At 65.3% G+C, this 26,169-nt stretch carries 22 protein-coding genes, 1 tRNA gene and 1 pseudogene; 9 read left to right on the top strand and 15 right to left on the bottom strand.

Annotated features, from left to right (window positions below):
* Positions 1-123 precede the first annotated feature (123 nt).
* A complete protein-coding gene (locus ABJO18_RS06010) occupies positions 124-687 on the top strand; it encodes a hypothetical protein (protein WP_348508794.1) in 564 nt (187 codons plus the stop codon).
* Positions 688-721: 34 nt separating this feature from the next.
* Here the strand turns inward: ABJO18_RS06010 and ABJO18_RS06005 are convergent, their stop codons facing one another.
* The 3 genes from ABJO18_RS06005 to ABJO18_RS05995 all read right to left on the bottom strand — a co-directional run bounded on the left by ABJO18_RS06005 (position 722) and on the right by ABJO18_RS05995 (position 5,364).
* Positions 722-2,305: a hypothetical protein gene (locus tag ABJO18_RS06005; protein ID WP_348515788.1), complete on the bottom strand. Its 1,584-nt coding sequence runs from the start codon at positions 2,303-2,305 to the stop codon at positions 722-724.
* A 78-nt stretch (positions 2,306-2,383) separates the two neighbouring features.
* A complete protein-coding gene (locus ABJO18_RS06000; RefSeq protein WP_348507504.1) occupies positions 2,384-4,750 on the bottom strand; it encodes a serine/threonine-protein kinase in 2,367 nt (788 codons plus the stop codon).
* A gap of 29 nt (positions 4,751-4,779) precedes the next feature.
* Positions 4,780-5,364, bottom strand: a complete 585-nt coding sequence (locus ABJO18_RS05995) for an ECF-type sigma factor (protein ID WP_348507505.1) — start codon at positions 5,362-5,364, stop codon at positions 4,780-4,782.
* Positions 5,365-5,552: 188 nt separating this feature from the next.
* On the opposite strand from ABJO18_RS05995, the gene ABJO18_RS05990 reads away from it, so the two are divergent.
* The 4 genes from ABJO18_RS05990 to ABJO18_RS05975 are packed head-to-tail and all read left to right on the top strand — an operon-like array spanning position 5,553 to position 8,560.
* Positions 5,553-6,581 carry a hypothetical protein gene (locus ABJO18_RS05990; RefSeq protein WP_348515787.1) on the top strand — a complete coding sequence of 343 codons (1,029 nt, stop codon included), beginning with the start codon at positions 5,553-5,555 and terminating at the stop codon, positions 6,579-6,581.
* Between the two features lie 42 nt (positions 6,582-6,623).
* Entirely contained in the window at positions 6,624-7,268 is a 645-nt protein-coding gene (locus ABJO18_RS05985) for a hypothetical protein (RefSeq protein ID WP_348508449.1), read from the top strand.
* A gap of 25 nt (positions 7,269-7,293) precedes the next feature.
* Positions 7,294-8,016, top strand: coding sequence for a hypothetical protein (locus ABJO18_RS05980; protein WP_348508450.1), 723 nt, complete (start codon positions 7,294-7,296; stop codon positions 8,014-8,016).
* Positions 8,017-8,050: 34 nt separating this feature from the next.
* On the top strand, positions 8,051-8,560 hold the full coding sequence (locus ABJO18_RS05975; RefSeq protein ID WP_348508451.1) for a hypothetical protein: 510 nt from the start codon (positions 8,051-8,053) through the stop codon (positions 8,558-8,560).
* 229 nt (positions 8,561-8,789) lie between these two features.
* Here the strand turns inward: ABJO18_RS05975 and ABJO18_RS05970 are convergent.
* Both ABJO18_RS05970 and ABJO18_RS05965 read right to left on the bottom strand, forming a co-directional pair.
* Positions 8,790-9,531 (bottom strand): annotated as a pseudogene (locus ABJO18_RS05970) (IS6 family transposase).
* 158 nt (positions 9,532-9,689) lie between these two features.
* A tRNA-Ser gene (locus ABJO18_RS05965) sits at positions 9,690-9,779 on the bottom strand.
* Between the two features lie 139 nt (positions 9,780-9,918).
* Here ABJO18_RS05965 and msrA point away from each other — a divergent pair.
* Together msrA and ABJO18_RS05955 are read left to right on the top strand one after the other, a co-directional pair.
* A complete protein-coding gene (msrA, locus tag ABJO18_RS05960; protein WP_348508452.1) occupies positions 9,919-10,572 on the top strand; it encodes a peptide-methionine (S)-S-oxide reductase MsrA in 654 nt (217 codons plus the stop codon).
* Positions 10,573-10,661: 89 nt separating this feature from the next.
* Positions 10,662-11,336, top strand: coding sequence for an HAD-IB family phosphatase (locus ABJO18_RS05955; protein ID WP_348508453.1), 675 nt, complete (start codon positions 10,662-10,664; stop codon positions 11,334-11,336).
* Between the two features lie 147 nt (positions 11,337-11,483).
* On the opposite strand, the gene serA is transcribed toward ABJO18_RS05955, so the two are convergent.
* From serA to ABJO18_RS05905, 10 genes are all read right to left on the bottom strand, one after another.
* The gene (gene serA, locus ABJO18_RS05950) at positions 11,484-12,692 is read right to left on the bottom strand and encodes a phosphoglycerate dehydrogenase (RefSeq protein ID WP_348508454.1); all 1,209 of its coding nucleotides are present in this window, start codon (positions 12,690-12,692) and stop codon (positions 11,484-11,486) included.
* Between the two features lie 119 nt (positions 12,693-12,811).
* Entirely contained in the window at positions 12,812-13,348 is a 537-nt protein-coding gene (locus tag ABJO18_RS05945; protein WP_348508455.1) for a redoxin domain-containing protein, read from the bottom strand.
* An 84-nt stretch (positions 13,349-13,432) separates the two neighbouring features.
* Positions 13,433-15,241 (bottom strand): translation elongation factor 4, encoded by a 1,809-nt coding sequence (lepA, locus tag ABJO18_RS05940; RefSeq protein ID WP_348508456.1) that lies wholly within the window; start codon positions 15,239-15,241, stop codon positions 13,433-13,435.
* A 287-nt stretch (positions 15,242-15,528) separates the two neighbouring features.
* On the bottom strand, positions 15,529-15,930 hold the full coding sequence (locus ABJO18_RS05935; protein WP_348508457.1) for a F0F1 ATP synthase subunit epsilon: 402 nt from the start codon (positions 15,928-15,930) through the stop codon (positions 15,529-15,531).
* 31 nt (positions 15,931-15,961) lie between these two features.
* Positions 15,962-17,401 (bottom strand): F0F1 ATP synthase subunit beta, encoded by a 1,440-nt coding sequence (gene atpD, locus ABJO18_RS05930; protein ID WP_348508458.1) that lies wholly within the window; start codon positions 17,399-17,401, stop codon positions 15,962-15,964.
* Positions 17,402-17,419: 18 nt separating this feature from the next.
* Positions 17,420-18,307, bottom strand: a complete 888-nt coding sequence (locus ABJO18_RS05925) for a F0F1 ATP synthase subunit gamma (protein WP_348508459.1) — start codon at positions 18,305-18,307, stop codon at positions 17,420-17,422.
* 32 nt (positions 18,308-18,339) lie between these two features.
* A complete protein-coding gene (gene atpA, locus ABJO18_RS05920; protein WP_291890002.1) occupies positions 18,340-19,872 on the bottom strand; it encodes a F0F1 ATP synthase subunit alpha in 1,533 nt (510 codons plus the stop codon).
* 4 nt (positions 19,873-19,876) lie between these two features.
* A complete protein-coding gene (locus tag ABJO18_RS05915; RefSeq protein ID WP_348508460.1) occupies positions 19,877-20,416 on the bottom strand; it encodes a F0F1 ATP synthase subunit delta in 540 nt (179 codons plus the stop codon).
* 273 nt (positions 20,417-20,689) lie between these two features.
* The gene (locus tag ABJO18_RS05910; protein WP_348508461.1) at positions 20,690-21,409 is read right to left on the bottom strand and encodes a TerC family protein; all 720 of its coding nucleotides are present in this window, start codon (positions 21,407-21,409) and stop codon (positions 20,690-20,692) included.
* A gap of 221 nt (positions 21,410-21,630) precedes the next feature.
* Entirely contained in the window at positions 21,631-23,787 is a 2,157-nt protein-coding gene (locus tag ABJO18_RS05905) for a primosomal protein N' (RefSeq protein ID WP_348508462.1), read from the bottom strand.
* Positions 23,788-23,952: 165 nt separating this feature from the next.
* On the opposite strand from ABJO18_RS05905, the gene ABJO18_RS05900 reads away from it, so the two are divergent.
* The gene (locus ABJO18_RS05900) at positions 23,953-24,642 is read left to right on the top strand and encodes a DUF484 family protein (protein WP_348508463.1); all 690 of its coding nucleotides are present in this window, start codon (positions 23,953-23,955) and stop codon (positions 24,640-24,642) included.
* Positions 24,621-25,559 (top strand): tyrosine recombinase XerC, encoded by a 939-nt coding sequence (locus ABJO18_RS05895; protein ID WP_348508464.1) that lies wholly within the window; start codon positions 24,621-24,623, stop codon positions 25,557-25,559. Before ABJO18_RS05900 ends, ABJO18_RS05895 begins: the two co-directional genes overlap by 22 nt.
* Positions 25,560-26,169 lie beyond the last annotated feature (610 nt).

Below are 26,169 nucleotides of genomic sequence, written 5' to 3'. Positions count from 1 at the left end.
ACATCAACAAAGAACGAAAATCAGGCGGGAAGCCGGACATGTCCGTTATGGCACCCGGAACTCGTTTTCCTCCCTGTCCGGTGTTTGCGGACCCGTGTTTGACGCTTGTTCTGGGAGACCCTCATGCCTCACCCCGTCAGCCGCGCAGCCCTCAGCCTTTTCGCGCTGGGCCTGGTTGCCTGCGGCAATGAAGACAGCCCGTCGGCTCCTGCCGGCGGGTCCGCGACCGCCGAGGCGGCGGATGCACAACCAACGGCCCGGTTCGGTTCGGTCGAATGGACGCTGAACGGCCAGCCCGGCACGCTGGGCGTCGACAATGCGCTGGTGAACTCGTCCACGCCCGGCCTCTACTACATTCGCATCGAGGCCAATCCCCCCGAAGGAGCGCCAACGCGCCATGGGCCGGTCCTGTCACTGTCTTTCCAGCTGATACACACAGCCACCACATCGACCACTCGAACTGCACTCTTGTCCTACGACCCGCGCGGTCCGGACACGGGCTGGTGGAGCGGCCGGGCCGGGCCGGAGAGCCAGATCACGCTGACCATCGACCACGCAGCCGAAGCGGACGGCCGGCTTTCGCTGAGTGGACATGTTTCCGGCCAGCTGATCCCACGTGCGGAAGACGACGCTTCCCCTGCCCCGGTGGAAGCCCGGTTCTCGATCCAGGCCGAAGTCGGCGAATGAGCAAAGGGTGCTGGCCTTGGCCAGCGCCCCCATTTTATCGAAGCTGCGCGCAGACCAGATCGGCCTCGAACTGGATGCGTTCGCTGGACATGACCCGGTTTACCCGGTTCTGCATGCCGCGCAGTTCTGCAGCGCTCAGATCTGAGAAGCGGGGATCGGCAGAGGCATTCATGCCCTGCCCGGCGGACCGGAAGCTCTCGCCCATCAGTTCGCGCTCCCGCGGCGACAAGTGCTGCCCCGTCACGTCGGCCTGGCAGGCACACAGGCCGGGGGCATTGCCGAAGCTTTCGCAATCGGCCCGCACAGCCTGCCGCCAGTCCGTACCGGAAACCGGAGCGGCCGGGGACTGCGCAACACGCTCGCCGGCGCGCCGCGCCGCAAGCAGGTCACCATCGCCCGGATCGGTACAGGTCCGCGCTAGGCCGGTATCGTAGTCGGTCAGCCGATCAGCCAGATCCATATTGGCCAGCGCCCGGTTGGGCGGATAGTCCGAGACCGGCTGTTGCGGAGTCCCGAACAGGCTGGACACCAGCACATCCGCCACGAAGGCACGATCCGGTCCGTCCAGCGCGCCGATCGCCTGTGCGAACCCGTCCGCCATACACCGGCAGTCCAGCGGAAACGCACTGTCGCGGCAGGCCGCCTCGACAAATGCCGTCTGTGCGCATGCCGGCGCCGCACGGCGCTCCGACGGTGCCGGACACGCTTCCTGCAGGGCATCGGGCATCAGATCCCCCATCCGGCCGGCAATCCGCTCCAGCACAGGAACCGGTGTTTCCGATATCGTGTTCTCTCCGCCCAGCGAGGCGATCGCCACCCGCGCCAGTCCGGCCTGCTCTTCGCGGTCAGCACCGGTTGCCACCCGGCTGTACGCATCCCCGACACAGCCACAGTCCAGATCGAATTCCGATTGGATACACGCCTGCCGGACATCCTGCAGCAAAGCGGACGCCGCCCGCCCTATGACCCGCGCCGGCGCCGCGGCGGGCAGGCTGGCCGGTGTGGCACAGGTCTGGGCGACCTCGTTCAGCGGCCCGATCTGGGTTTCGAAACCGCGCAACAGGCGATTGATCTCCGCCAGCCGGCCGAGATCGGCGGGCGGGGCACCGTTGAGATTATGGATCGTCAATTCCGCGATGGCCTGCCGTTGTTCCAGGCCGGCGCCTTCGGCTGCTTCCCGATAGGCCGTATCGACACAGCCGCAATCGATCGGTGCGGGATAGCGGGCACATACCGCGCTGACCTCGGCATCGATGGCCGCTTCGGTCAGCTGGCCGGCCGGGACGGGCTGAGCGGCGCACGCATCGGTGAGGTTGTCGAGCGCGTTCAGCCGTTCCGTGACAGACACGATCACGGACATGTCCATAAAGGCCGGGTCCGGTTCGATCCCGAGCATCACGCCGGTCATTCCGGCCAGTGTCTGGCGCTCCCGCGTAGACGCACCTTGTGCCGCAGCCTCGAACCGGGTCGCCACGCAAGCGCAGTCCAGATCGAACATGCCGCGATCACAGGCAGAAACGACGTGTTGTGCCGGTCCGTCGGCAAGAGCCGGCGCAGGCGCTACGCTCACAAGCAGCACCAGAAGCGCGCGCAAAAGGCGTTTGGGTAGAAGGGCCATGAAGGTCTCCGCAGCTTGGCAATACTCTGCAGAACGACATTCGTGACCGGCCCCGGACACAATGTACCGAACAGCGGATCAGTTATGGGCCAGCATCCGGTCTATCAGTGCCAAACGGTAGCGGCCCAGATAGTCTCCGGCCCCGAGCTGCGCGACTTCGGCAGCATAAGCGTCGCGCAGCGAGGCCGCCGCATTGGCATCCCCGGCACCCAGAGCCAGATAAAGCTCGCCCCGCAACCGCTGACGGCGCACAGCATCGCTGTCGGCGAGGGTCTGGATGCGAACCAGTTCCTGCCGGGCATCCTCCAGGCGTCCCGATTGCGTCAGCATCTGGATGCGCAAGGGCCCGAGCGCATGCTTGTGACTGTCCGGCGCGCCGCCAAACTCCGCAAACATGTCATCGGCGGCCTGTACGAGCTGCAGGCCGGCACCGGCCTGCCCTTCGGCCAGCGCGATCTCGGCCTCAAGGACCCGGGCTTCCGCCAGAATCGCACTGGGTCCCTTGGTGTCGTCGGCGATGGCCTGAACCGTTTCCAGTGCCGTGCGGGCCCCCGCAACATCCCCGAGGGCGAAATAGCGCAGATGGGCGGCATTCATCAGAGCCCGGTCGGTGGCGGCACGCCGGGTCGGGTCGACCTGCATCTGCACCGCGACGCTTTGCTCAAGCGCATCAGCCGCCACCGCAAAATCCCCCAGCGCACTGTGGTGCACGCCCTTTTCATTGTAGAGGAAGGGACACCAGAAACAGCCGGTCACCTCCTGGTCGCGAACAATGGCATCTTCCAGCACCGAGATGGCCGTCTGCCGGTCGGTCAGACTGCCACTGGCAACGGCCAGGCTCGACACGGAAGATGCGTGCGACGGCGAGGCATAGTAGTCGGGATCCCGCGCCAGTTCGGCCTCCAGGGCCGAGCGCAGCAGCGGCACAGCCTCCGCATTCCGGCCGACGCCCATATAGGCGCGCGCCAGAAGCGCGTCGCGCTCGGCATTCAATTGCGCCACAGACAGGGTCAGGTCCCGTGCCGGTTCGAGTATCTCCAGCATGGCGGTGTAGTCGTTGCGGCGCAGGAAAATCGACCCGATCGCTACCAGGCTGTAAGCGACATCATCGGGATACTCCTCGATATAGGCCATATTGTCCTGCGAGTATTCGACCAGCTGGTTGCGGACAAAGCCGGGATCCAGCGAATCCGAATCCGCCGAATTGAAGACGCTGAGCAGGGCCTGGGCCTGGGCGGCGCCTAGGCGCCCCGAATATTCCGATGCCTCGAACAGGATTTCGGTTTCACCGAGCAGGGTGTTCGCCCGTTCCGCTTCTGCATTGGCGCGCAGGGCGAAGCCCGTGCTCGCGGTCAAGCCGGCAACAAGGCTGACCAAGAAGGCCGCCGCCAGTCCGGCCCCCAGCCGGTGCCGGTCGACCCAGCGCACAAACCGGTAGCCGGCTCCACCTTCGCGCGCCTCGACCGGCGCCCGATCCAGGAAGTTCTGCAAATCCGTCGCCAGCGCATCTGCACTGGCATAGCGCCGCACCGGATCGGTCGTCAGGCAGCGTTCCAGAATGGCGCGCAGATCACGCGGCAGTATCGCATCCTCCGGCAGGCTTGCCGAACCGTCGGCTGCACGCCGCGGGGGCCGGCCCGTCACCAGCTGGGTCAAGGTGGCGCCGAGTGCAAAAATGTCCGCCGCCACAGACACATGACCACCATCCCATTGTTCGGGAGCGGCAAAGGCCCGGGTCAGCGGCAAGCGGGCCGCCGTCTCGCCCTCGGTCTCCGCCAGGCTGGTGGCAACACCGAAATCGATCAGCTTCAACTCGCCGCGCGGAGTCACGAGAAGATTGGCTGGTTTGATATCCCGGTGCAGGACCAGCCGGCTGTGGGCGTGCGCAACCCCGTCACAGGCGGCCAGGATCAGGCGGACCCGGTCCTGCAGACCGAGCCCCCGCTGATCGGCATGATGATCGATCGGGATGCCGTCGATCAGCTCGACGACCATGAAATGGCGGCCTTCTCCGGCGCGCCCGCCGTCGATCAGCCGGGCGATATTGGGATGTTCCAGACGCGCGAGGGTCTGCCGCTCGGCCTCGAACTGGCGATGCCCTTCATCGGCCTCAACACGGGTGAGCTTGATCGCAGCGGTCTGGTCGTAATGGCCATCGGCCCGGCGCGCCCGGTAGACCTCGCCCATACCCCCGCTGCCGAGAAACTGTTCGACAGCCCAGGCGCCGAGCCGCTCGCCCGCTTGCAATGAGCCCGCATCTTCAGCAGCCCAGCCAGCCGTCACCAGAAAGCTCATCGCGCCTTCCATCAGCGCGAGGCGGCTTGTCGCTGCACGGCGATCCTCGGCGCTTTCCAGACGCTGGGTGATATGGTCTCGGCGCTGGTTCGGTGGCAGCAGAAGCGCTTCGTCGACCACGGTCTCAATCAACGCAAGTGCTGCCGGCATCACAACGCCCCTGACGATTCCGGAAGGGTTCAGGCCGTCGCGGTGACCGACAGGCGCGGCTCTATCCAGGCCCGGGCCCTGTGCCAGTCGCGGCGGACCGTCCGGTCTGTCACGCCCAGCAATTGAGCCGTCTCCGGCTCTGTCAGCCCGGCGAAAAAGCGGCAATCGATCACCCGAACCAGGCGCGGGTCCTCCTCCAGCAATTCCTGCAAGAGGCGGGACAGATCGACGACCACATCAAGCCGGTCAAGATTGTCAGGTCCCGCCACATCATCGTCCAGCTCGACGCGGATGGCGGCGCCACCGCGCTTCTGGGCCAGACGTGCCTTGGCATGATCGGTCACGACATGCCGCATGGCCAGCACGGCAGCCCGGCGGAAATGATCTTCCGACTGCCAGGAACCGCCGTTTCGCAATTTCAGATAGGTGGAATGCAAGAGGTCGCCGGTCAGGAATGTATCCCGCCCGTGGCGGCGGCGGCGGACTTTCCGCGCCATAGAAACCAGCTCGTCATAATGGCTCTGGAACAAACGATCCGCGTCGCTGACCGTGCTCTCGCTCCAGGCTTGGGCCTGTACCGTGGACCCGGCGTGTCCGGTTTTCTCACTCGTCATCGTTAGTCCTGTTGAACCCAATCACGTTCGGCGACCCGTCGCTCGGTTGCGGTTGAATACTGGTGCAACGACCGGCGCAGAGCAAGGCATGCCGGAAACAAGAAGGGGGAGCGGCGGGGTCCGCCGTCTGTCCCGCGAGGATCGGGCGCACACCCATCCAAGCTGGAAGTCCAACACAGGGGACAATGATGAGAAACGTGATTCAAGCCTTCCTCGCCGCCGCCCTTTTCAGTGGCGCCGCCGGAGCCGAAGACTATGAAGGCGCCTGGGACACCTCCTTCGGAGAGGTCCGCATCCAGGAACGCGCCGGTGCCTTTTGCGGCGAGTACGACGATGTCGGCTTTGTCGCCGGCTACACCAACGGTCATTTCGCGCGCGGCGTGTTCGTGCATGCCGACCAGGGCAATGGCACGCTGGACGACAAGCAGAACAATCGCGGCATCTTTCAATGGGTGCAGAACGCGGATGGAGCGTTCGACGGTCACTGGCTGTGGGGCACGCAGGTACAGATGTCCCGCGCCCAGCCCTGGAACGGCCAGCGAACCCGCGAAACGCGACCGTCCGGATCACAGTGGCGGCGCAATGCCGGCTATTGTCTGGGCTATCTGGCCGGCCTTCCCGAGGCGGCGCACGACTGGATGCGCGCTGCGCGCGACATGGCGCCCCCGGCACCGGCTCCAGCCCCCCAACCGCCGGCCCCCGAGCCGCGGCCGGAACCCCAGCCGTCCGGACCGCCCATTCCTCGCCATGTCGACACGAGCGAGTTTTCGAACTGCGAGATGAGCGCCGCGAATCCGAGCATCCTCATGTGCAACACCCGCAATGGCGCTCGGGACCGCTTTGCGCTGGACCTCGGCCTGTGCCTCGAAGGCACGGTCGAACCGACCACCTGGGCAAATGGCATCCGCTGCGCGGCGCGGGACGTGGCGGGCTCCTACTCCCGGTCCTGCGATCCGATGATCGTCGTCGCCACGCAGCTCGGCGAAGCCACCGAGCGCGATGCACGCAACTGGTACTTCACGCCTTGCGCCGGTCCCGAGCTGCGCATGATCGGCACCATGTCCAGCACGCGGACCTTGGTCGAGACGGAAAACCGCAGAGCCTACTACGTGCGGGGCCGCGGCGAGCGTGCCTACCGCAACAGCTATCGCGCGGGGGCCTGCGAATCCCGGCGCTTCTGGAATGAAAACGGCTATCTGCGCTGCAGCGGCAACTAGCCCGGTCGAACGATCCGGCCCGACCGAACAATGGAGAACACCATGTCCCGACACCTATCCAAATTCGGGCTCGCGCTCGCCACAACTCTGGCCAGCCTGGGCCTCTCGACGGCCGCGGCGGCCGACTGCCGCGAGTCGATCGAACTCTCTGTCCTGCCCGCAGAAACCTCCCGGGTGGAACGGGAAGAAGATCTCTACCGCCTCATGTCTGAAGCCCTGTTGCTTTGCTCAGGCCACGCACTGGATGCGGGTCAGCTGCTGCTGATCCGCATCCAGGACCGGCGCATCGCCGATGTGCACCTGTCTGCCGGTTTCCGTCTGCCGCCGCGCTCGCGGGCCAGCCTGGCTGGTCTGCTCGGCCGTTCCGGTCACCGCCACGATGAGACCTTCCCGGGGGACAATTTCTTCCCTGGTGACAGCTTCTTCCCGGGCGACAGCTTTTTCCCCGGGGACAATTTCTTCCCGGGCGACAACTTCTTCCCGGGCGACAATTTCGAGCCCGGAGCCCCGCTTTCCGCCGAACTGCGCGAAGCCATCCTGCGCGGCCGCTCCAGCGGCATTGCCCGCATCGCAGAACAGGGGGTGCGGCAGGCCCGGATGGAGAACGGCCTGATCATTTCCGTCATCGATATCGGCAGCGGCCTGCCTTCGCGGATGGTCATGCTGCCCCTGCGGTCGCGCCGCTGATCGCACAGAAAAGGAGTGTGAAACAATGATCCTGCCTGCTCTCACGGCATCCCTGCTTGTGCAGGCGACGCCTGACCTCACCGCTCAGCCCGATTATCGCGCCACTGCGCAGATCTCGATCGAGGGAGAAACCCATGAACTGGAGGTTCGCGCCTCCGGTTCACAATCCCGCATGACCTTGCCGCAGGCGCTGTCAGGCGCCCCGTATGCCCATGTCATGCTGTGGGACTTCGACACCGGGGAAGTCGCCATTTTCCCGGTCGGGCGCGATGTGCCGGAAGCGTCGCGCATCATTCTGCATATGACCCCTGAGCGCACACCGATGGCCGGGGTTTCCTTCCGTCAGCCTGTCAGAACAAGCCGGGGCGAAACCGTCCAGATTGCCGGCGAGACCTGTACCGACCACGTCCAGGAAACACAGAACACCTATGGCGAGATCGTGCGGTCGGCGGCCTGTTTCACCGACGACGGCATCCTGCTGCGCCAGGCCGTGGATGGCCGGCCCCTGTATCTGGTCACGTCTGTGCAACGGGCACAGCAGTCGCCTGCCCTTTTCGAAACTCCGCAGGGCTATCATGAGATGGGTATGGGCGATCCTTCCGGCGCAGCCGCCGGGGAAGATTCCAACCCCTTCGTCAATACCCTGGGCCACTATGGCGACCAGGTTCGCGACCAGGCTGACCGCCGCACCGGCGAGGAAATCGAAGAACGCACCCGCAACGCGCTGAACCGCTTGTTCGGCAATTGATCCCGACTGCCCTCATCGCAAACAAGGACTTCTCATGATGCAGTTTCGTCAAGGCATTCTGCCCGCAATTCTGGCGGGCGCCTCGGTTCCGGCGGTCGCGGCCTGTCAGCAAGAGACGCCGGCCGATCCGCTGCCTGCGGCCACCATACAAGTGACCTACTACGCCCACGAGACCGAAGACGGCATTTGCCAACCGCGTGGCGTTGCCCGGGTCAATGTGAGCGATACCGACCTCTATGCCGTCTATGGGTCCGTCGAGTATACCGACATTCATAGCGGCGGGACGACACGTCTTCCACTGCAACATGTGTTCTACGGCTATGATTCAGACGGCATCGGCGTGTCGGAAGTGCGTACCGGAATCAACACCGATACGGCCTGCGAAGACCTGCGTATCGACCATGTCGTCGATCACTGCCAGCTGAATGCAACCCGTCCGGCTGAGGAGTCCTGTCCCCGCATTGAGTTGTCGGGGGAAGGCTTTGCCGGCCTCGCCATGCAAGAGGACAATTCCCGGCCCGCAGCCCCGGACACCGAAGGCTGACTCGGCTTCACCCGCCCCGCCTCTGGCATCACTATGTCATCTTCGCGCTATGCCTGACACCGCGCCTTGAAAAATCAGCCGATCAGTTCGCTCTCGCGCGCACGCAAGATCGCCTGGTCACCGGCATGTCGGGCGCGGGTCAGGGGGTAGTTGTGAAGCAGCGCGATGCAGATGACGAAGATCAGGGCCGGTGTGATCGTGTTGACGGCGATCAGTCCGAGAGGTGCTGTCAGACAAAGCCGGACTGGTCTCGAAAGGCCAGGGTCGAGGCTGATTCAGGCCGCCAGTTGACGCCATTCGTCGAGGCGGTGGCGCGGTTTTCCTTGAAGTCGGATCGTGAGTAGTGGTGGCGTTCGAGGTTGAAGTGATTGTAGATCGACGATTGGACAGTAGCGAACTTTTGTAGACTTCGTGATCGCCGAAATCGCGCCATGATTTTCTCGCGCCGACGTAAGGGCTGGTGGGAAATTTCAGCTCGGTTATTCAGCCACCTCCCCCGTCTCTTGGCGGTTTGCATTTCCGAGCTTCCGAAGCGCAGCTTTGTAGCTGCGCAACTTGTCAGTCACGACCACTTCCGGACGGCCATACCGTTTCATCGCCTTGCGCAGAAACTTCAACGCTGACTCGCGATTCCGGGTCTTGGTGACATACGCTTCAAGCACCTCTCCTTCGTGATCAACGGCGCGCCATAGATAGTGAGTTTCACCGTTGATCCGGACGAAAACCTCGTCGAGGTGCCAGGCCCAGTTCGAGTAGTGCCTGTTCTCCACGCGGCGCCTGCGGATCTCGCCTGCGAACATCGGCCCGAACCGGTTCCACCAGAAGCGCACCGTCTCGTGCGTGATATCGATGCCGCGCTCGTGGAGAAGATCCTCGACGTTCCGAAGCGACAGCGGGAACCGGACATACATCATCACGGCAAAGCGGATGATCTCGGGAGAAGTCTTTAAATACCTGAAGGGGTTACGCATCAGGCAAGGCTATGAAGCCGGCGCTCCACGCTCAAACCAAAGTTCCTCTGACACTGCCTGCTCGTGCGGTCTCAGAACCGACAAGCAGCCGCCAAGTCGCGACAAGTTCGGGATGAATTTCGGGGTTCAAGGACCCAGACCGGAAACCGGGGTCTGAGTGGCGGTGAGGGTGGGATTCGAACCCACGAGACGGTTACCCGCCTACACGCGTTCCAGGCGTGCGCCTTCGACCACTCGGCCACCTCACCGCAGGAGGCGCGGACTATACCCATCAGCGCGCGTTCGGCAAGGCCTGAGTCAGCAGGTCCGGCGGTGCCGCTGCACAGGCTGGCAATCGGCGCGCGAACGCCTATCTTTGCAGGGCAAAGCGCGACCCTGGAGCCCGCCATGTCCGACCCTGTCTGGAAGTCCGAGATCATCCCCGCCGGGCAGGCCCTGCCTGGCCGTCCCGACGCCCTTGCCACAGCGCCGACGCATTTCATTACCGGCCGGGACCTCAAGACCGCCGTGCCTGAGGGGATGCAGGAAATCGTGCTGGGCATGGGCTGTTTCTGGGGTGTGGAGCGCCTGTTCTGGCAGACGCCGGGCGTATGGCACACGGCGGTCGGCTATGCCGGCGGCAGCACGCCCAATCCGACCTATGAGGAAGTGTGCTCCGGCGCGACCGGCCATGCCGAAGTGGTGCGCGTGGTCTTCGATCCGGCGCAGCTATCGCTGGACGATCTCCTGAAAGTCTTCTGGGAGGGGCATGATCCCACCCAGGGCATGCGTCAGGGCAATGATCTGGGCACGCAGTACCGCTCGGTCATCCAGACGCAGGGCGAGGACCAGGCCGACGCCGCCCGCGCCAGTCAGGCGCGCTACCAGGCCGAACTGGACCGCTCCGGCCTTGGCGCAATCACGACCGTCATCGAACCGGCCGGCGAATTCTTCTATGCCGAGGACTATCACCAGCAATACCTGGCGAAGAATCCGGACGGTTATTGCGGTATCGGCGGCACCGGCGTGGTCTGCCCGATCGGAACCGGCATCCCGGCCTGACGTTGATCTAGCGCAGGCCTGTTGCCTGTGCGGCCGGTCTCGTCGAGGCTGGCATAAGGCGCTGACATCTCGAACGACAGGACATTCGCTTGCAAAGACTGATCGCCTTTGACGTGGATTCGACGCTGCTGCGTGTGGAATCCCTGGACACGGCCATCGAGGCCGCGCTGGCGGCCCTGCCGGATGCGGCCGAGGCGCGCCGCCGCCTGCACGAGATCACCAATGCCGGCATGACCGGCCGCATGGCCCTGCGCGACAGCCTGGAGGCGCGGCTGAAACTGGCGGCACTCGACAAGGGCGGGGTCGACGAGATGGCCGAGCGCCTGCGCCAGCGCGTCACGCCGGGCATGGCGCCCCTTCTGAAGAAGCTGCGCGCCCGCGGCGACCAGATCCACGCCATTTCCGGCGGTTTTGCCGACCTGATCGAGCCGGTGCTGGGCGATCTGGGTTTCCAGCGCGGCGATATCCACGCCAACCGCTTTGTCTGGCAGGACGAGCGCGTGGTGGGACTGGATATCGACAGCCCGCTCTCGCGCAATGGCGGCAAGGCCGAAGTGCTCGACCGGATCGCCGCTACCAGCGTGGAGACGATCATTGTCGGCGACGGGATGACCGATTTCGAGGCCTTCGAGAGCGGCGCCGCCGACCGTTTCATCGGTTTCGGCCTGATCGCCCGGCGCGATGTCGTGGTCGCGGCCTGCGAGTATTCCGGCGCGGATTATGTGCGCACGGTGGACGGACTGGGCAAGCTGCTGGGGGTTTAGGCGGCTCTGTCCTCCCTCTCCCCGGGGAGAGGGATCAAGGGAGAGGGGGAAGCCGCCGCCTTTGGCGATCACGCGCCAGGCACCGAGATGTCCCCCTCATCCGCCCTTCGGGCACCTTCTCCTCAGGGAGAAGGGGTGTTTGTGCGCCTACGGCCGGATCAACCGCGCCCGGATCGAGCCTTCCAGCGCGTTGACGCGGTCGAGGAAGCCCTCCGGCAGCGGACCTTCCAGATCGGACACCACATAGCCCAGCCCGTTGCGCGTCTCGAGGCGCTGGGCCGCGATGTTGGCCGAGGTCGAGGAGATCGACTCATTGAGCCGCGTCAGGAAGCCCGGCGCATTGGCGTGGAAGCTCAGGAGACGCACCCGGCCCGCCTTGATCTCGCCCGGCTCGATCTCCGGCACGTTCACCGCGCCCTTGGTCGATCCCTGGGAGAGATAGCGCGCCAGCTTGCTCGACACATCCTCGCCGATCGAGGCCTGGGCCTCCAGCGTCGAGCCGCCGATATGCGGCGTCAGGATCACGTTTTCAAATCGTTGCAGCGGCGAAACGAAGGCTTCGTCCTTGGAGGCCGGCTCCTTGGGGAAGACGTCCACGGCCGCACCCAGCAGGGCGCCGCTTTCCAGCGCGTCGGCCAGGGCGTCGATATCGACAAGGTCACCGCGCGCCTGGTTGATCAGGATGGCGCCCTTTTTCATCTTCGCGATGGCGTCGCGGTTCATGATGTTACGGGTCTGCTCGGTCGAGGGCACGTGCAGCGTCACCACGTCGGAGATTTCCAGCAGCTCATCCAGCGAGCCGCACGAGCGCGCATTGCCATGCGCCAGCTTGGGCTCGATATCGTAGAAATAGACATGCATGCCCAGCGCGCTGGCGAGCACGGACAGCTGGGAGCCGATATTGCCATAGCCGACAATGCCGAGCTTCTTGGCGCGCACCTCATGGGAGTCCGTCGCCGATTTCTGCCACTCGCCGCGCTTGGCCGCCGAGGAGCGGGCAGGAATGCCGCGCATCAGCATGATCACAGAGGCCAGCGTCAGCTCTGCGACCGAGCGGGTATTGCCGAAGGGGCCGTTGAAGACGGGGATGCCGCGCGCTTCGGCCGTGTCCAGATCGACCTGGTTGGTGCCGATGCAGAAACAGCCCAGAGCCTGGAGACCGGGGGCCGCGTCGAAAGCCGCCTTGTCCATCTTGGTGCGCGAGCGGATGCCGGCCAGCAGTGCACCGGACAGCCGGTCATGCAGGTCGGAGACGGCCAGGGCGGCCGCATGGCGCTCAATGGGAATCCCGGCCGCCTCGAAGGCGCGGTCGGCGAGCGGGTGCACATTTTCAAACAGGACGACAGTGTCGGACATGGCGGGGTTTCCTGAGGATCAGTCGGGGTTAAGTTAGGCGTGCTTCGCCGCAGCGCAACATGCAAATCCCCTTATGTCCACAGCCCGCGGCGGCACCCCGCCAGGCCCGTCACGCAAGACTATTCGGCGTTCAGCGCCCGAACCGCGGCAATCGTCCGGTCGACATGCTCATAGGGGTTCATTTCCGACCAGGTCAGGGCAATCGTGGAATTTTGATCGATCACGTAGGATGTGCGCGAAGTCCAGCCCGGACGCATCAGAAGCCCGACATCATAGTCCCGCATCATGCCGTCGCCGATGGCAAAGACCGGGAAGGCCGACGCACAGTGCTGGGTGGAGAAATCGGCGAGACGGTCGGTATTGCCCGCAGTGATGCCGATCACCTGCGCGCCCTCGGCCTCGAACTGGTCGATCGCCTCGGCAAAGCTGGCCGCCTGGGCCTCGCAGCCCGAAGTGAAGGCCGCCGGGAAGAAGAAGACCACGACCGGTCCGCTTTCCAGCGCCTCGGCGAGATGGAAGCTGACAGCTTCGCCGGCCTGGAAGCCCTCGACGGTGAAGTCCGGCGCGGTATCGCCCGGCTCAAGCTCGGCAAGGGCCGGAGCGGAGATGGCGGAGATGGCGGCGACGGCGGCAAGGCCGGCAATGAGATGACGCATGGGGATCCCCTCCTCGGATCGAGACAGTGTCGGCAGACAAGATGAGGCGTTTGACGGCCGGGACAAGGCCCCGGCCATCACAAGCTAGTCATCATCCATCTTCAGGGCGGCGATGAAGGCTTCCTGCGGGATCTCGACCTTGCCGAACTGGCGCATCTTCTTCTTGCCGGCCTTCTGCTTGTCCAGCAGCTTGCGCTTGCGGGTGGCATCGCCGCCATAGCATTTCGCCGTCACATCCTTGCGCAGGGCCGAGAGCGTCTCGCGGGCGATGATCCGGCCGCCCAGGGCGGCCTGGATCGGGATCTTGAACATGTGCCGCGGGATCAAATCCTTCAGCTTCTCGCACATGGCCCGGCCGCGCACTTCGGCGCGTGCGCGGTGGACCACCATGGAGAGCGCGTCGACCGGTTCGTCATTGACCAGGATCGACATTTTTACGAGATCGCCGACGCGGTCCTCGATCCACTGATAGTCGAAACTGGCATAGCCCTTGGAGACCGATTTCAGACGGTCATAGAAGTCGAACACCACCTCGTTGAGCGGCAGCTCGTAGACCACCATGGCCCGGTTGCCGGCATAGGTGAGTTCCTTCTGGACGCCGCGGCGGTCCTGGCAGAGCTTCAGCACGCCGCCCAGATACTCGTCGGGCACCAGGATGGTCGCCTTGATCCAGGGCTCGGCAATCGTGTCGATCTTCACGGGGTCGGGCATGTCGGCCGGATTGTGCAGATCCATTTCCGTACCGTCCGTCATGGTCAGACGGTAGACCACGGACGGCGCCGTGGTGATCAGCTCGATATCGTATTCCCGCTCCAGCCGCTCGCGGATCACTTCCAGGTGCAACAGGCCCAGGAAGCCGCAGCGGAAGCCGAAGCCGAGCGCAGCCGACGTCTCCATCTCGTAGGAGAAGGAGGCGTCATTGAGCGCCAGTTTCTCGATGGCCTCGCGCAGATCCTCGAACTCGGCACTGTCGACCGGGAAGAGGCCACAGAACACCACGGGCTGGGCCGGCTTGTAGCCGGTCAGCGCCTTGTCGGCCGGGCGGCGGTCGTCGGTCACCGTGTCGCCGACGCGTGCATCGCGCACCTGTTTGATCGAGGCATTGAGGAAACCGATCTCGCCTGGGCCCAGCTCTGCGATCGCTTCCTTCTTCGGACGGAAGACACCGACACCGTCGACCGGATAGGCCGCGCCGGTGCCCATCAGGCGCACCTTCATACCCTTTTTCAGCGTGCCCTCGATGATCCGCACCAGGCAGATCACGCCGAGATAGGGATCGTACCAGCTGTCGACCAGCATCGCCTTGAGCGGCGCGTCCGGATCGCCGGCGGCGGGCGGCGGCAGACGCTTGACGATGGCCTCGAGCACGTCGGGCACGCCCAGGCCGGTCTTGGCGGAGATCTCGACGGCCTCGGAGGCGTCGATACCGATCACGTCCTCGATCTGCTCCTTGACCCGCTCCGGCTCGGCGGCCGGCAGGTCGATCTTGTTGAGCACCGGCACGATCTCATGGTCGACCTCGATGGCCTGGTAGACATTGGCCAGGGTCTGCGCTTCCACACCCTGCGAGGCGTCCACGACCAGCAGCGAGCCTTCGCACGCCGCCAGCGAGCGGTTGACCTCATAGGCGAAGTCGACATGGCCGGGCGTGTCGATCAGGTTGAGAACGTAGATCTTGCCGTCCTTGGCCGTATAGTCGAGGCGCACGGTCTGCGCCTTGATCGTGATGCCGCGCTCGCGCTCGAGCTCCATCGAGTCGAGCACCTGCTCCTTCATCTCACGCTCAGTAAGCCCGCCGGTGACCTGGATCAGCCGGTCGGCGAGGGTGGATTTGCCATGGTCGATATGGGCGACGATGGAGAAATTTCGGATCAGGGACGGATCTGTGCTCATGGCGCGGGCACGTAGCATTCAAAAGGGGTTTGGCCAAGCGGGATGGGCTGTTGGGCCGGTCGTATTCGATGACCGGACCGGCAAACTTCCCTCTCCCCGGGGAGAGGGATCGAGGGAGAGGGGGAAGACACTGCCATTGGTGTTCTAATCCCCGGCACCGGGATTTCCCCCTCATCCGCCCTCCGGGCACCTTCTCCCCACTGGGAGAAGGGGTCTGGCGCACCCCAAAAACGAAAAAGGCCGCCCCGGAAGGAGCGGCCTTTTCAAAACCATGCGCCGGCGAAAACCTAGTTCGCCAGAACCGCCTGCATCGCCTCGTACTTCTCGACGAGACCTTCGGCGTGTTCGCGATCTTCCTCGGTCTTGGCCACCGCGACGTCTTCGCGGGCATTGGCCAGGTCCTGGGCGAGCTTGTCGGCGTCGATCTCGGAGACCGGCACGGCTTCTTCGGCCAGAATGGTCAGCCCGGCCGGGGTCACCTCGGCGAAACCGCCATGGATGAAGGTGCGCTCGACCGAACCGTCATTCATCACCGCGATAGCGCCCGGACGGATCACCGACATGAAGGGGGCGTGATCCGGCAGCACGCCGAAATCGCCCTCTTCGCCGGGGACCACGACCTGGTCCACCTGGCCGGCAAACACCCGGCGCTCCGGAGAGACGAGATCGAAATGGAGTTTGTCAGCCATCAGGCGTGTCTCCGGTTAGACCGAAGCTGCGTTACGCAGCTTCCGCGGCCAGCTTCTCGGCCTTCTTCACAGCGTCTTCGATGGTGCCGACCATGTAGAATGCCGCTTCCGGCAGGTGGTCGTATTCACCGTCGCAGATCGCCTTGAAGCCCTTCACGGTTTCCGCAACCGGCACCTGGATGCCCGGGAAGCCGGTGAAGATTTCAGCCACGTCGAACGGCTGCGACAGGAAGCGCTCGACCTTACGGGCGCGGGCCACGGTCAGCTTGTCTTCTTCCGACAGCTCGTCCATGCCCAGGATTGCGATGATGTCCTGCAGAGCCTTGTAGCGCTGGAGGATTTCCTGAACGCGGCGCGCCGTCTTGTAGTGTTCTTCACCGACGATACGCGGTTCGAGGATACGCGAGGTGGAGTCGAGCGGGTCCACGGCCGGGTAGATACCCTTTTCCGAGATCGCGCGGTTGAGAACCGTGGTCGCGTCCAGGTGGGCGAAGGTGGTGGCCGGGGCCGGGTCGGTCAGGTCGTCGGCCGGCACGTAGACGGCCTGCACGGACGTGATCGAACCCTTAGTGGTCGAGGTGATGCGTTCCTGCAGCGCACCCATGTCGGTGGCCAGCGTCGGCTGGTAGCCCACGGCGGACGGGATGCGGCCCAGAAGGGCGGACACTTCGGCGCCGGCCTGGGTGAAGCGGAAGATGTTGTCCACGAAGAACAGCACGTCCTTGCCTTCCTCGTCGCGGAAGTATTCCGCCTGCGCGAGGCCGGACAGGGCGACGCGGGCACGGGCGCCCGGCGGCTCGTTCATCTGGCCGAAGACCAGGGCGCAACGCGAACCTTCCGTGGAACCGCCATGTTCCTTGGGATCCTTGTTCACGCCGGATTCGATCATTTCCCAGTACAGGTCGTTACCCTCACGGGTCCGCTCACCCACACCGGCAAAGACCGAGTAGCCGCCGAACATCTTGGCGATATTGTTGATCAGTTCCTGGATCAGAACCGTCTTGCCGACGCCGGCGCCGCCGAACAGGCCGATCTTGCCGCCCTTGGCGTAGGGGCAGAGCAGGTCGACGACCTTGATACCCGTCGGCAGGATTTCAGCGGAGGTCGCCTGTTCCTCGAAGGACGGGGCCGGACGGTGGATCGGCGCGCGCTGCGTGTGGGCCACGTCGCCGGCTTCGTCGATGGCTTCGCCGGTGACCGACATGATGCGGCCAAGCGTGCCCGGACCGACCGGAACCGTGATCGGCGAACCCGTGTCGGTCACTTCCGTGCCGCGCTGCAGGCCTTCCGTCGCGTCCATGGCGATCGTACGGACAGTGTTCTCGCCGAGGTGCTGGGCGACCTCGAGGACGAGCTTCTTGCCGTCATTGGTGGTTTCCAGGGCGTTGAGGATGTCCGGCAGGGTGCCTTCGAACTCAACGTCAACGACAGCGCCCGTAATCTGGACGATGCGGCCTTTGGATGTACTCATAGCGGGTCTTCCTCTCGCCTAGAGGGCCTCGGCGCCGGAGATGATCTCAGTCAGCTCCGTGGTGATCTGCGCCTGACGCGTGCGGTTATAAACAAGGTTCAGTTTGTCGATGAGTTCGCCGGCATTGCGCGTGGCGTTGTCCATCGCGGCCATCTTGGCCCCCATCTCGCCTGCCACGTTTTCCAGCAGGGCGGACAGGATGACGGTATCGGCATAGCGCGGCAGCAGCGTGTTGAGGATCGTTTCCTCATCCGGCTCGGCCTCGTAGATCGCGCCCTTCAGGTCGGGACGTTCCACGCCCTCGTCGATCGCATCGATCGCGGGGATCAGCACTTTCGCGCGCGGCTTCTGCGAGATCACCGACACGAATTCCGCCGAGACCAGCTCGCAGACATCGAACTCGCCATTCTCGAACATGATCCGGATCTTTTCGCCGATCCGGCCCGAGGTGGCGCTGGTGATGGTCTTCTCGGCCGACAGATCGACCCGCTCGACAATGAGCTTGGCGAACTGGCGCTTCAGCTGGTCGCCGCCCTTCTTGCCGACGCAGATCAGCTTGACGGTCTTGCCTTCGGCCTGCAGCGCCGTGATGCGCTCGCGGGCCTTCTTCACGATGTTCGTGTTGAAGCCGCCGCACAGGCCGCGGTCGGCCGTCATCACGACCAGAAGATAGGTTTCCGACTGGCCGGTCCCGACCAGCAGCGGCGATGCGCCCGGCGTGCCGGCCATGGCGGCCGACAGATTGGCCATCACCGCAGACATGCGCTCGGCATAGGGACGCGCGGCCTCCGCGGCTTCCTGCGCCCGGCGCAGTTTTGCCGCAGCGACCATCTGCATCGCCTTGGTGATCTTCTGCGTCGACTTGACGCTTTCGATCCGGTTTTTCAGGTCCTTAAGGCTCGCCATAAGGCTCTCCTAGCGGTTGGTCTCGATCAGGCTCACGCGAAGTGTTCGGTGAACTTGTCGAGAACCGCCTTCAGCTTGCCTTCCGAGTCGTCGGTCAGCTTCTTCTCTTCGCGGATCGAGGAGAGAAGGTCGGCGTGCTCGGCGTGCAGGTGACGCAGCAGGTCGGCTTCGTAGCGGGCGATGTCCGACACGGCCAGGCCGTCCAGATAACCACGCGTACCGGCGTAGATCACACAGACCTGTTCTTCCATCGACAGCGGCGAGAATTGCGGCTGCTTCAGGAGCTCGGTCAGGCGCTGACCACGGTTCAGCAGCTTCTGGGTGGCGGCGTCGAGGTCGGAACCGAACTGGGCAAAGGCCGCCATTTCGCGGTACTGGGCCAGTTCGCCCTTCATCTTGCCGGCAACCTGCTTCATCGCCTTGGTCTGGGCGGCAGAACCCACGCGCGACACCGACAGGCCGACGTTCACGGCCGGGCGGATGCCCTGGTAGAACAGGTCGGTTTCCAGGAAGATCTGACCGTCGGTGATCGAGATCACATTGGTCGGGATGTAGGCCGACACGTCATTGGCCTGGGTTTCGATGACCGGCAGGGCCGTCAGCGAACCATTGCCATTGGCGTCGTTCAGCTTCGCCGCGCGCTCCAGCAGGCGGGAGTGCAGGTAGAAGACGTCGCCCGGATAGGCTTCGCGGCCCGGCGGGCGGCGCAGCAGCAGGGACATCTGGCGATAGGCGACGGCCTGCTTGGACAGGTCATCATACACGATCAGGGCGTGCATGCCGTTATCGCGGAAGTATTCGCCCATGGCGCAGGCGGTGAACGGTGCCAGGAACTGCATCGGAGCCGGGTCCGAAGCGGTCGCGGCGACCACGATGGTGTAGTCCATCGCGCCGTTTTCCTCGAGCGTCTTCACGATCTGGGCGACCGTGGAGCGCTTCTGGCCGACGGCGACGTAGATGCAGTAGAGCTTGGCGCTCTCGTCATCGCCTTCATTGACCTGTTTCTGGTTCAGGATCGTGTCGAGCGCGATGGCGGTCTTGCCGGTCTGGCGGTCGCCGATGATCAGCTCGCGCTGGCCGCGGCCAACCGGGATCATGGCGTCGATCGCCTTGATGCCCGTCGCCATCGGCTCGTGCACGGATTTCCGCGGGATGATCCCCGGGGCCTTCACGTCGACGCGGCGGCGCTCGGCAACATCCTTCAGCGGACCCTTGCCGTCGATCGGCTCGCCCAGACCGTCCACGACACGGCCCAGCAGGCCCTTGCCCACGGAGGTGTCGACGATCGAGCCGAGACGCTTGACGGTGTCGCCTTCCTTGATGCCCCGGTCGTCGCCGAAGATCACGCAGCCGACATTGTCGCGTTCGAGGTTCAGGGCCATGCCCTTGATGCCGCCCGGGAACTCGACGAGCTCACCGGCCTTCACCTCGTCCAGGCCGTAGACGCGGGCAATACCGTCACCGACGGACAGCACGCTACCAACGTCCGAAACCTTCGCTTCGGAACCGTAATTCTTGATCTGATCCTTGAGGATCGCAGAGATTTCTGCGGCACGGATGTCCATGGACCTAGGCCTCTTTCATCGCATTCTTCATCCCGTCCAGCTTGGTGCGGAGGGAACTATCGAACATGCGGGAGCCGACCTTCACGATCAGCCCGCCCAACAATTCGGGCCGCACATCCGTGCGCACCTCGATCTCGCGCCCGAAGGCACCCTTCAGCGAAGCCGCCAGGGCCTCGGTCTGTTTCTTCGTCAGCGCCGCTGCCGTGGTCACGTCGGCGGTCACCACGCCGCGATCGGCCGCAGCCAGCGCAGCATAGATCTTCGCGACGGTGCCCAGCTCGCCGGCGCGGCCATTATGGGCAGCTACGCCGAACGTGTTGCGGGTCAGCGCGTTGAACTTGGCCTTCTTCGCCAGCTCGGCCAGCACGCCATCCTTGGCGTCAGCCGGATGCAGCGGCGAGGCAAGCACCTCGGCCAGTTCCGGGGATTCCTCAAGCATCGCGCGGAAAGCCGACAGGTCGGCTTCCACCGCGTCAGCGGCACCCGAGGTCTTCGCCAGCTCGAACAGGGCAGTTGCGTAGCGTCCTGCCGCGTTGGCTGTCATGGCGTCTTCGCCGGTCTTCACCGTGACGTCACTCTCTAGCTGGATGGCACCCGTAGATCGCCGGAATGGCGCAAGTGCTTGTTATTCAACGATTTTCACAAACGAACACGCTGTGTTGCACCGCACGTCCTCGTGGTTCGGCGCTGCGATAGCACAGGCATAGGGGCACAGCAAGCCACTCACACCGGGCGTTTCAGCGCACGGACAGTGTTTTGACGACGCTCTCGTCCGCCAGGCCGCGCACCTTGGGGCGCTTCAGGAAGGATGTCGCCATCACACCCCCTTCCGCCGCGCCTTTTTCGCCAGGATGTTCATCGTCTCGACGAAGAGCGAGAAGGCGATGGCGAAGTAGAGATAGCCGCGCGGGATATGGAAATGCAGCGCATCGGCGACCAGCGCGACGCCGATCAGCAGGAGGAAGGACAGGGCCAGCATCTTGGTCGTGGGATGCCGCTCGATGAAGCGCGACACCGTGCCCGCGGCGAGCAGCATGATCGCCATGGCGATGGCGACCGCCGTGATCATCACCGGCAGATGGTCGGTCATGCCGACCGCCGTGATCACACTGTCCAGCGAGAAGACGATGTCGATCAGCACGATCTGGAACACGACCGCCCCGAAGGCCGCCGCCACCGGGTTCTCGTGATGGGCATTGTCGCCCTCCACCGAATGGTGGATTTCCAGCGTTGCCTTGACGATCAGGAAGAGACCGCCGCCCATCAGGATCACATCGCGCCAGGACACGTCGAAACCGGCGATCGAGAAAACCGGTTCCTCCAGGTGCGCAATCCACACCAGGCCGAACAGCATGATGACCCGGAAAATCAGCGCCAGGCCCAGCCCGAGCGCCCGCGCCTTCGGCCGCTGGGCCTCCGGCAACCGCCCCGCCATCAGCGCGACAAAGATCACATTGTCGATCCCCAGCACGATTTCCAGAAAGGTCAGCGTGGCCAGCGAGAGAAAGACTTCGGGGGTCAGCAGGGCTTCGAGCATGATCGGTCCGTGAGTGGCGTCCGGCGCATACTCGCAACTGTCTCCGTCTTGTCCAGCCTGCTGGCCGCGCTCCGGACCGTCATTCCGGCGAAAGCCGGAACCCAGCTCACAAAGCCGGGTCGGGCCAGACCTGGCACCGCTTCGTCCGATGATCTGGATCCTGACCTTCGTCAGGATGACGATGCCCGGGGGGCTGCCAGTGTCTGCGCAGAACCTGTTTCTCAGATGAAGCTGTACGGTTCGACGTCGATTGACACCCGCACCGAGGACGGGGTCTTCACCCGTCCCTGCCAGGCGCGCAGATAGGCGGAGATATCGACCGTCTTGTCGGCGCGCACCAGGATGCGGCGGCGGTGCCAGCCGCGCACCATGGCGCGGGGCGGTTCGGCCGGGCCCCAGATCTCCACCCCGTCTGTGACCGGCGCCGCGGCGGCCCAGTCGGCGGCAGCCTTTTCGACATTGGCCGGGTCCTGGCTCATCAGCCCGATCGCGGCGAGCCGGCCGAAGGGCGGCAGGCCCAGCGCCTCGCGCGCCATGAATTCCATGTCGAGGAAACGGTCGCGATCGCCGGCGATCAGCGCCTGGATCGCCTCGTGTTCGGGCTGGTGTGTCTGCAAGAGCGCCCGGCCCGGCCGGTCGGCGCGCCCCGCCCGGCCGGCCACCTGGACCAGGGTCTGGAAGGTGCGTTCCCCGGCCCGCGGATCGCCGCCGGCCAGGCCCAGATCGGCATCCACCACGCCGACCAGCGTCAGATTGGGGAAATTATGGCCCTTGGCGGCGATCTGGGTGCCGACCAGGATGTCGATCTCGCCCTTTTCCATCGCCGCCACGATCTCGGCACCGCGCTGGGTGTCGGAGGAATAGATCTCCACCCGCGCCTCGGGAAAGCGCCGCTTGGCCTCCTCGGCCACCCGCTCGACACCCGGCCCGACACTGGTCAGCGAATCCTCCGCCCCGCATTCCGGACAGGCTTTCGGCTTGGGCATGGAGAAGCCGGTGACATGGCAGACCAGGCGGCCGGTATAGCGGTGCTCGACGAGGTAGGACTGGGTGTCCGGCGACACCATGCGGTGACCGCAGGCGCGGCACAGCACCAGCGGCGCATAGCCCCGGCGGTTGAGATAGAGCAGACTCTGCTCGCCGCGCGCATAGGTCTCGGCCATCGCGGCCACCAGCGGCGGCGACAGCCAGCAGCCGCTCTCGGCCGGAGTCTCGCGCAGATCGATCGTGCCGATCTCCGGCAGGATGGCCGCGCCTGGCCGCGCCGGCAGATGCACATGGACATAGCGGCCAGCCTGCACATTCGCGAGGCTTTCCAGCGAGGGCGTCGCCGAGGCCAATACCACCATCGCCCCTTCCAGCTTGGCGCGGACAATGGCGAGATCGCGGGCCTGGTAAGCCAGGCCCTCATCCTGCTTGTAGGTCGGGTCGTGCTCCTCGTCGACGACGATCAGGGCAAGCGTCATGAAGGGCAGGAACAGCGCCGAGCGCGCCCCCACCACGATACGCGCCCGCCCCTCGGCCACCTCGCGCCAGACCCGGCGGCGGTTTTTCGGCCCGGCGCCGGAATGCCACAGGGCCGGTTTCACGCCGAAGCGTTTTTCAAAGCGCGACAGAACGGCCTCGGTCAGCGCGATCTCCGGCAACATGATCAGGATCTGGGCTTTCGGGTCGCGGCGCAGCACTTCTGCCACCGCCTCGAAATAGACCTCGGTCTTGCCCGAGCCCGTCACCCCGTCCAGCAAGGCCGACTGGAAACCGCCGGCCCGAACCAGGCGGCGCAGCACGCCGGAAGCCTCGCCCTGCATGGCGGTCAGATCGAGCCCGGCATGGTCGGGATCCGGCTCGTCGAAGGGCGGATCGACCAGGCGTTTTTCCTCCGCCAGCGCGCCGGACTTAGCCAGCCCTTTCACCACCGAAGCCGTCACCCCCGCCTCGCGCGCCAGATCCGCGGCGGTCGCCTCGCCCAGCGCCGCCGCAGCATCGAGCACGCGCTGGCGCGCCTCGGTCATCCGCCCCGGATCGCCGTCGCCCGGGCGGTAGACCGTCTCGGTCGGCGAGGGCTTCAGCGCATCGGTCGAGCGCAGGACCGAACGCAGCACGATCCCCGGCGGCCGCACCAGATAGCGCGCCAGCCAGTCGACAAAGCGCCGCGTGCCCTCGGGCAGGGGCGGACCGCCGGTCGCGCTGTCGAGCGGTTTCAGCTTGCGATCCGGATCGTCCGGCTTGATGGCCCAGACCACGCCGCGCGCCAGCCGCTTGCCCAGCGGGGCCAGCACATGATCGCCCGGCTGCACCTCGACATCCTCCGGCACGACATAGTCGAAGGCTTCCGGCAGCGGCAGCGGAAACAGGATGGCGGCGATGCGGCGTGACACGGTCGGGCTTGTCCTCGATTCCGGCCAAGCTTAACCGCCCCCGCCCGGTTTGCGACAGTCCCGGCAGCTGCACCGCTGTGGAGTAAGCGGGCGCTGGCAGACGGGTTTGCATTTCGGAAAGGGAATACGCCAAAACTGGCACGCGAAACGGGCAGGGAGCCAGACATGACCGGCAGCGCAGACCAGGAAGACGACCTCCGGCTCGATGCAGCCTCCGTGCGCGCCTATCTGATGGAGCATCCCGACATCGTCCGCGAGGATGCCGAGCTGATGGCGCTGCTCGCCCGGCGCGACGCGGGCGGCGATGTCGTCGATCTCGGCTCGGCCGCGCGCGAGAAACTGCTCGAGGACGTGCGCCAGCTCAAGGCGCTCAATGTCGGCATTGTCGAGACCGCGCGCGCCAATCTGGCGACCCAGTCCCAGATCCACATGGCCGTGCTGGCCCTCCTGGAAGCCGACAGCCTCACCGCGCTGGACCGCAAGATTTCCGGCCGCCTGACCGGTGCGCTCGGGGTCGATGTCTGCCGCATCCTGATCGAGGGGCACGCACCGCTGCGGGCCGGCGAGTCCATTCTCGGCGCCTCCGAGGGCTTTGTCGGCGACGTGCTGGGCCAGAAGGTGGAGCGGCTCGGCCCGGTCGATCCCGAGATCGCCCATGCGCTTTACGGCCAGCAGGGCGCCCGGGTGAAGAGCGAGGCCGTCGTGCGGCTCGATTTCCACGGCCAGGACGGGCTGATGGCCCTGGCGGCGCGCGATGCGCACCTGTTCGAGGCCGGACAGGGAACCGAACTTCTAAACTTCCTCGCGCGCGCCATCGAGCGCATGATCGTGCAATGGCTGCATCACACGCGCTGACCCTGCCCCTGGGCGCCGCACTGGACGCCTTTTACGCCCATCTCGCCGGCGAGCGCCGTCTCGCCGCCCGCACGCTCGACGCCTATCGCCGCGATCTGGACGGGTTCGCCGAATTTCTCGGCCTGCACCTGGGCTGCGCGCCTGCCCTGTCCGATCTCGCCACACTGCGCGCCAGCGATTTCCGCGCCTGGATGGCCGATCGCCGCCGCGGCGGCCTGTCGGCGCGCTCGCTGGCCCGTGAACTCTCGGCCGTGCGCACCTTTTTCGGCTATGCCCGCCGCCGCTGGTCGCTGGAAAACGCCGCCCTCTCCCTGATCGAGGGGCCGAAATTCGCCCGCTCAAAGCCCAAACCGGTCAGCGAGGAAGCCGCCCGCGAACTGATCGCCGAGACCGGCCATCGTGACGGGCGCGACTGGGTGCAGGCCCGCGACAGCGCCATCCTGTTCCTGCTCTATGGCTGCGGCCTGCGGATCTCCGAAGCGCTCGGCCTGACAGGACGCGACCATCCGCTCGGCGAGACGCTGCGCATCACCGGCAAGGGCGGAAAGATGCGCGTCGTGCCAGTCCTGCCCGCCGTGCGCGAGGCCTGCGCGGAATATGTGCGTCTGTGTCCCTTCGATCTTGAACCCGCCGCCGCCCTGTTCCGCGGCACGCGCGGCGGCGCACTGGGCGCCCGCAGCGTCCAGGCGCTGATGAGCGATCTGCGCGGCCGGCTCGGCCTGCCCGCCAGCGCCACACCCCATGCGCTGCGCCACGCCTTTGCCACCCACCTCCTCGCCAATGGCGGCGATCTGCGCGCCATCCAGGAGCTGCTCGGCCATGCCAGCCTCTCGACCACCCAGGTTTATGCCGACGTCGAGACCCGCCGCCTGATGTCCATCTACGACCAGACCCACCCCCGCGCCCGACGGGGCTAGCGTCACAGCACGCATCTCCCCCCGACGGGGAGGTGCCAACGCCACAACCTCCATTGCCCCCTCATCCTCCGTTTTTCCCGGCTGAAAGCCCGGCGAAGGCCGGGCGAAGTGACGGGATCTACGGGATGCTCATCGCTTGAGATGATCTTCGGTCGATCCCGGATCTGCAGCCTGCCTGCGCAGGCTGAAGCCTGCGCCCGCGAAAGCGAGTGTCCGGGAAAAATGGAGAGAGCGGTGAAAAGAGAGCGCAAACGCCACAACAAGCACCGTCACCCTGACGAAAGTCAGGGCCCAGTTCATAGAGCGCGGTGACGGCGATCTCGCACTTATCCCGCACATCGCCACCACTCAGACCGTGCCCGCCTGGCGAAAATCTGCCTTTACGAACTGGGTCCTGACTTTCGTCAGGATGACGGTGTGTGGGGCGGATATCGCAAACTTATCCCCGCCCTCTCAACTGCGCGTATGCTCGTCAGCGGTTTCCGGGATGGGAGGCATGAGCTCAGTCCCTTGTGCCCGGGAGCGTGCGGAGCTCGTCCGCGCCTGGTGGGTGACAGCATCAGGCTCCGGCGTGGCCATCTGCGGGGACACCGGCAAAAAGCTCGACCGG

It is taken from the genome of Maricaulis sp. (assembly GCF_039978735.1).
Classification (GTDB): domain Bacteria; phylum Pseudomonadota; class Alphaproteobacteria; order Caulobacterales; family Maricaulaceae; genus Maricaulis.
The sequence above is the reverse complement of the archived record's forward strand: the minus strand, read 5'-3'. Positions and strand labels throughout refer to the sequence as shown.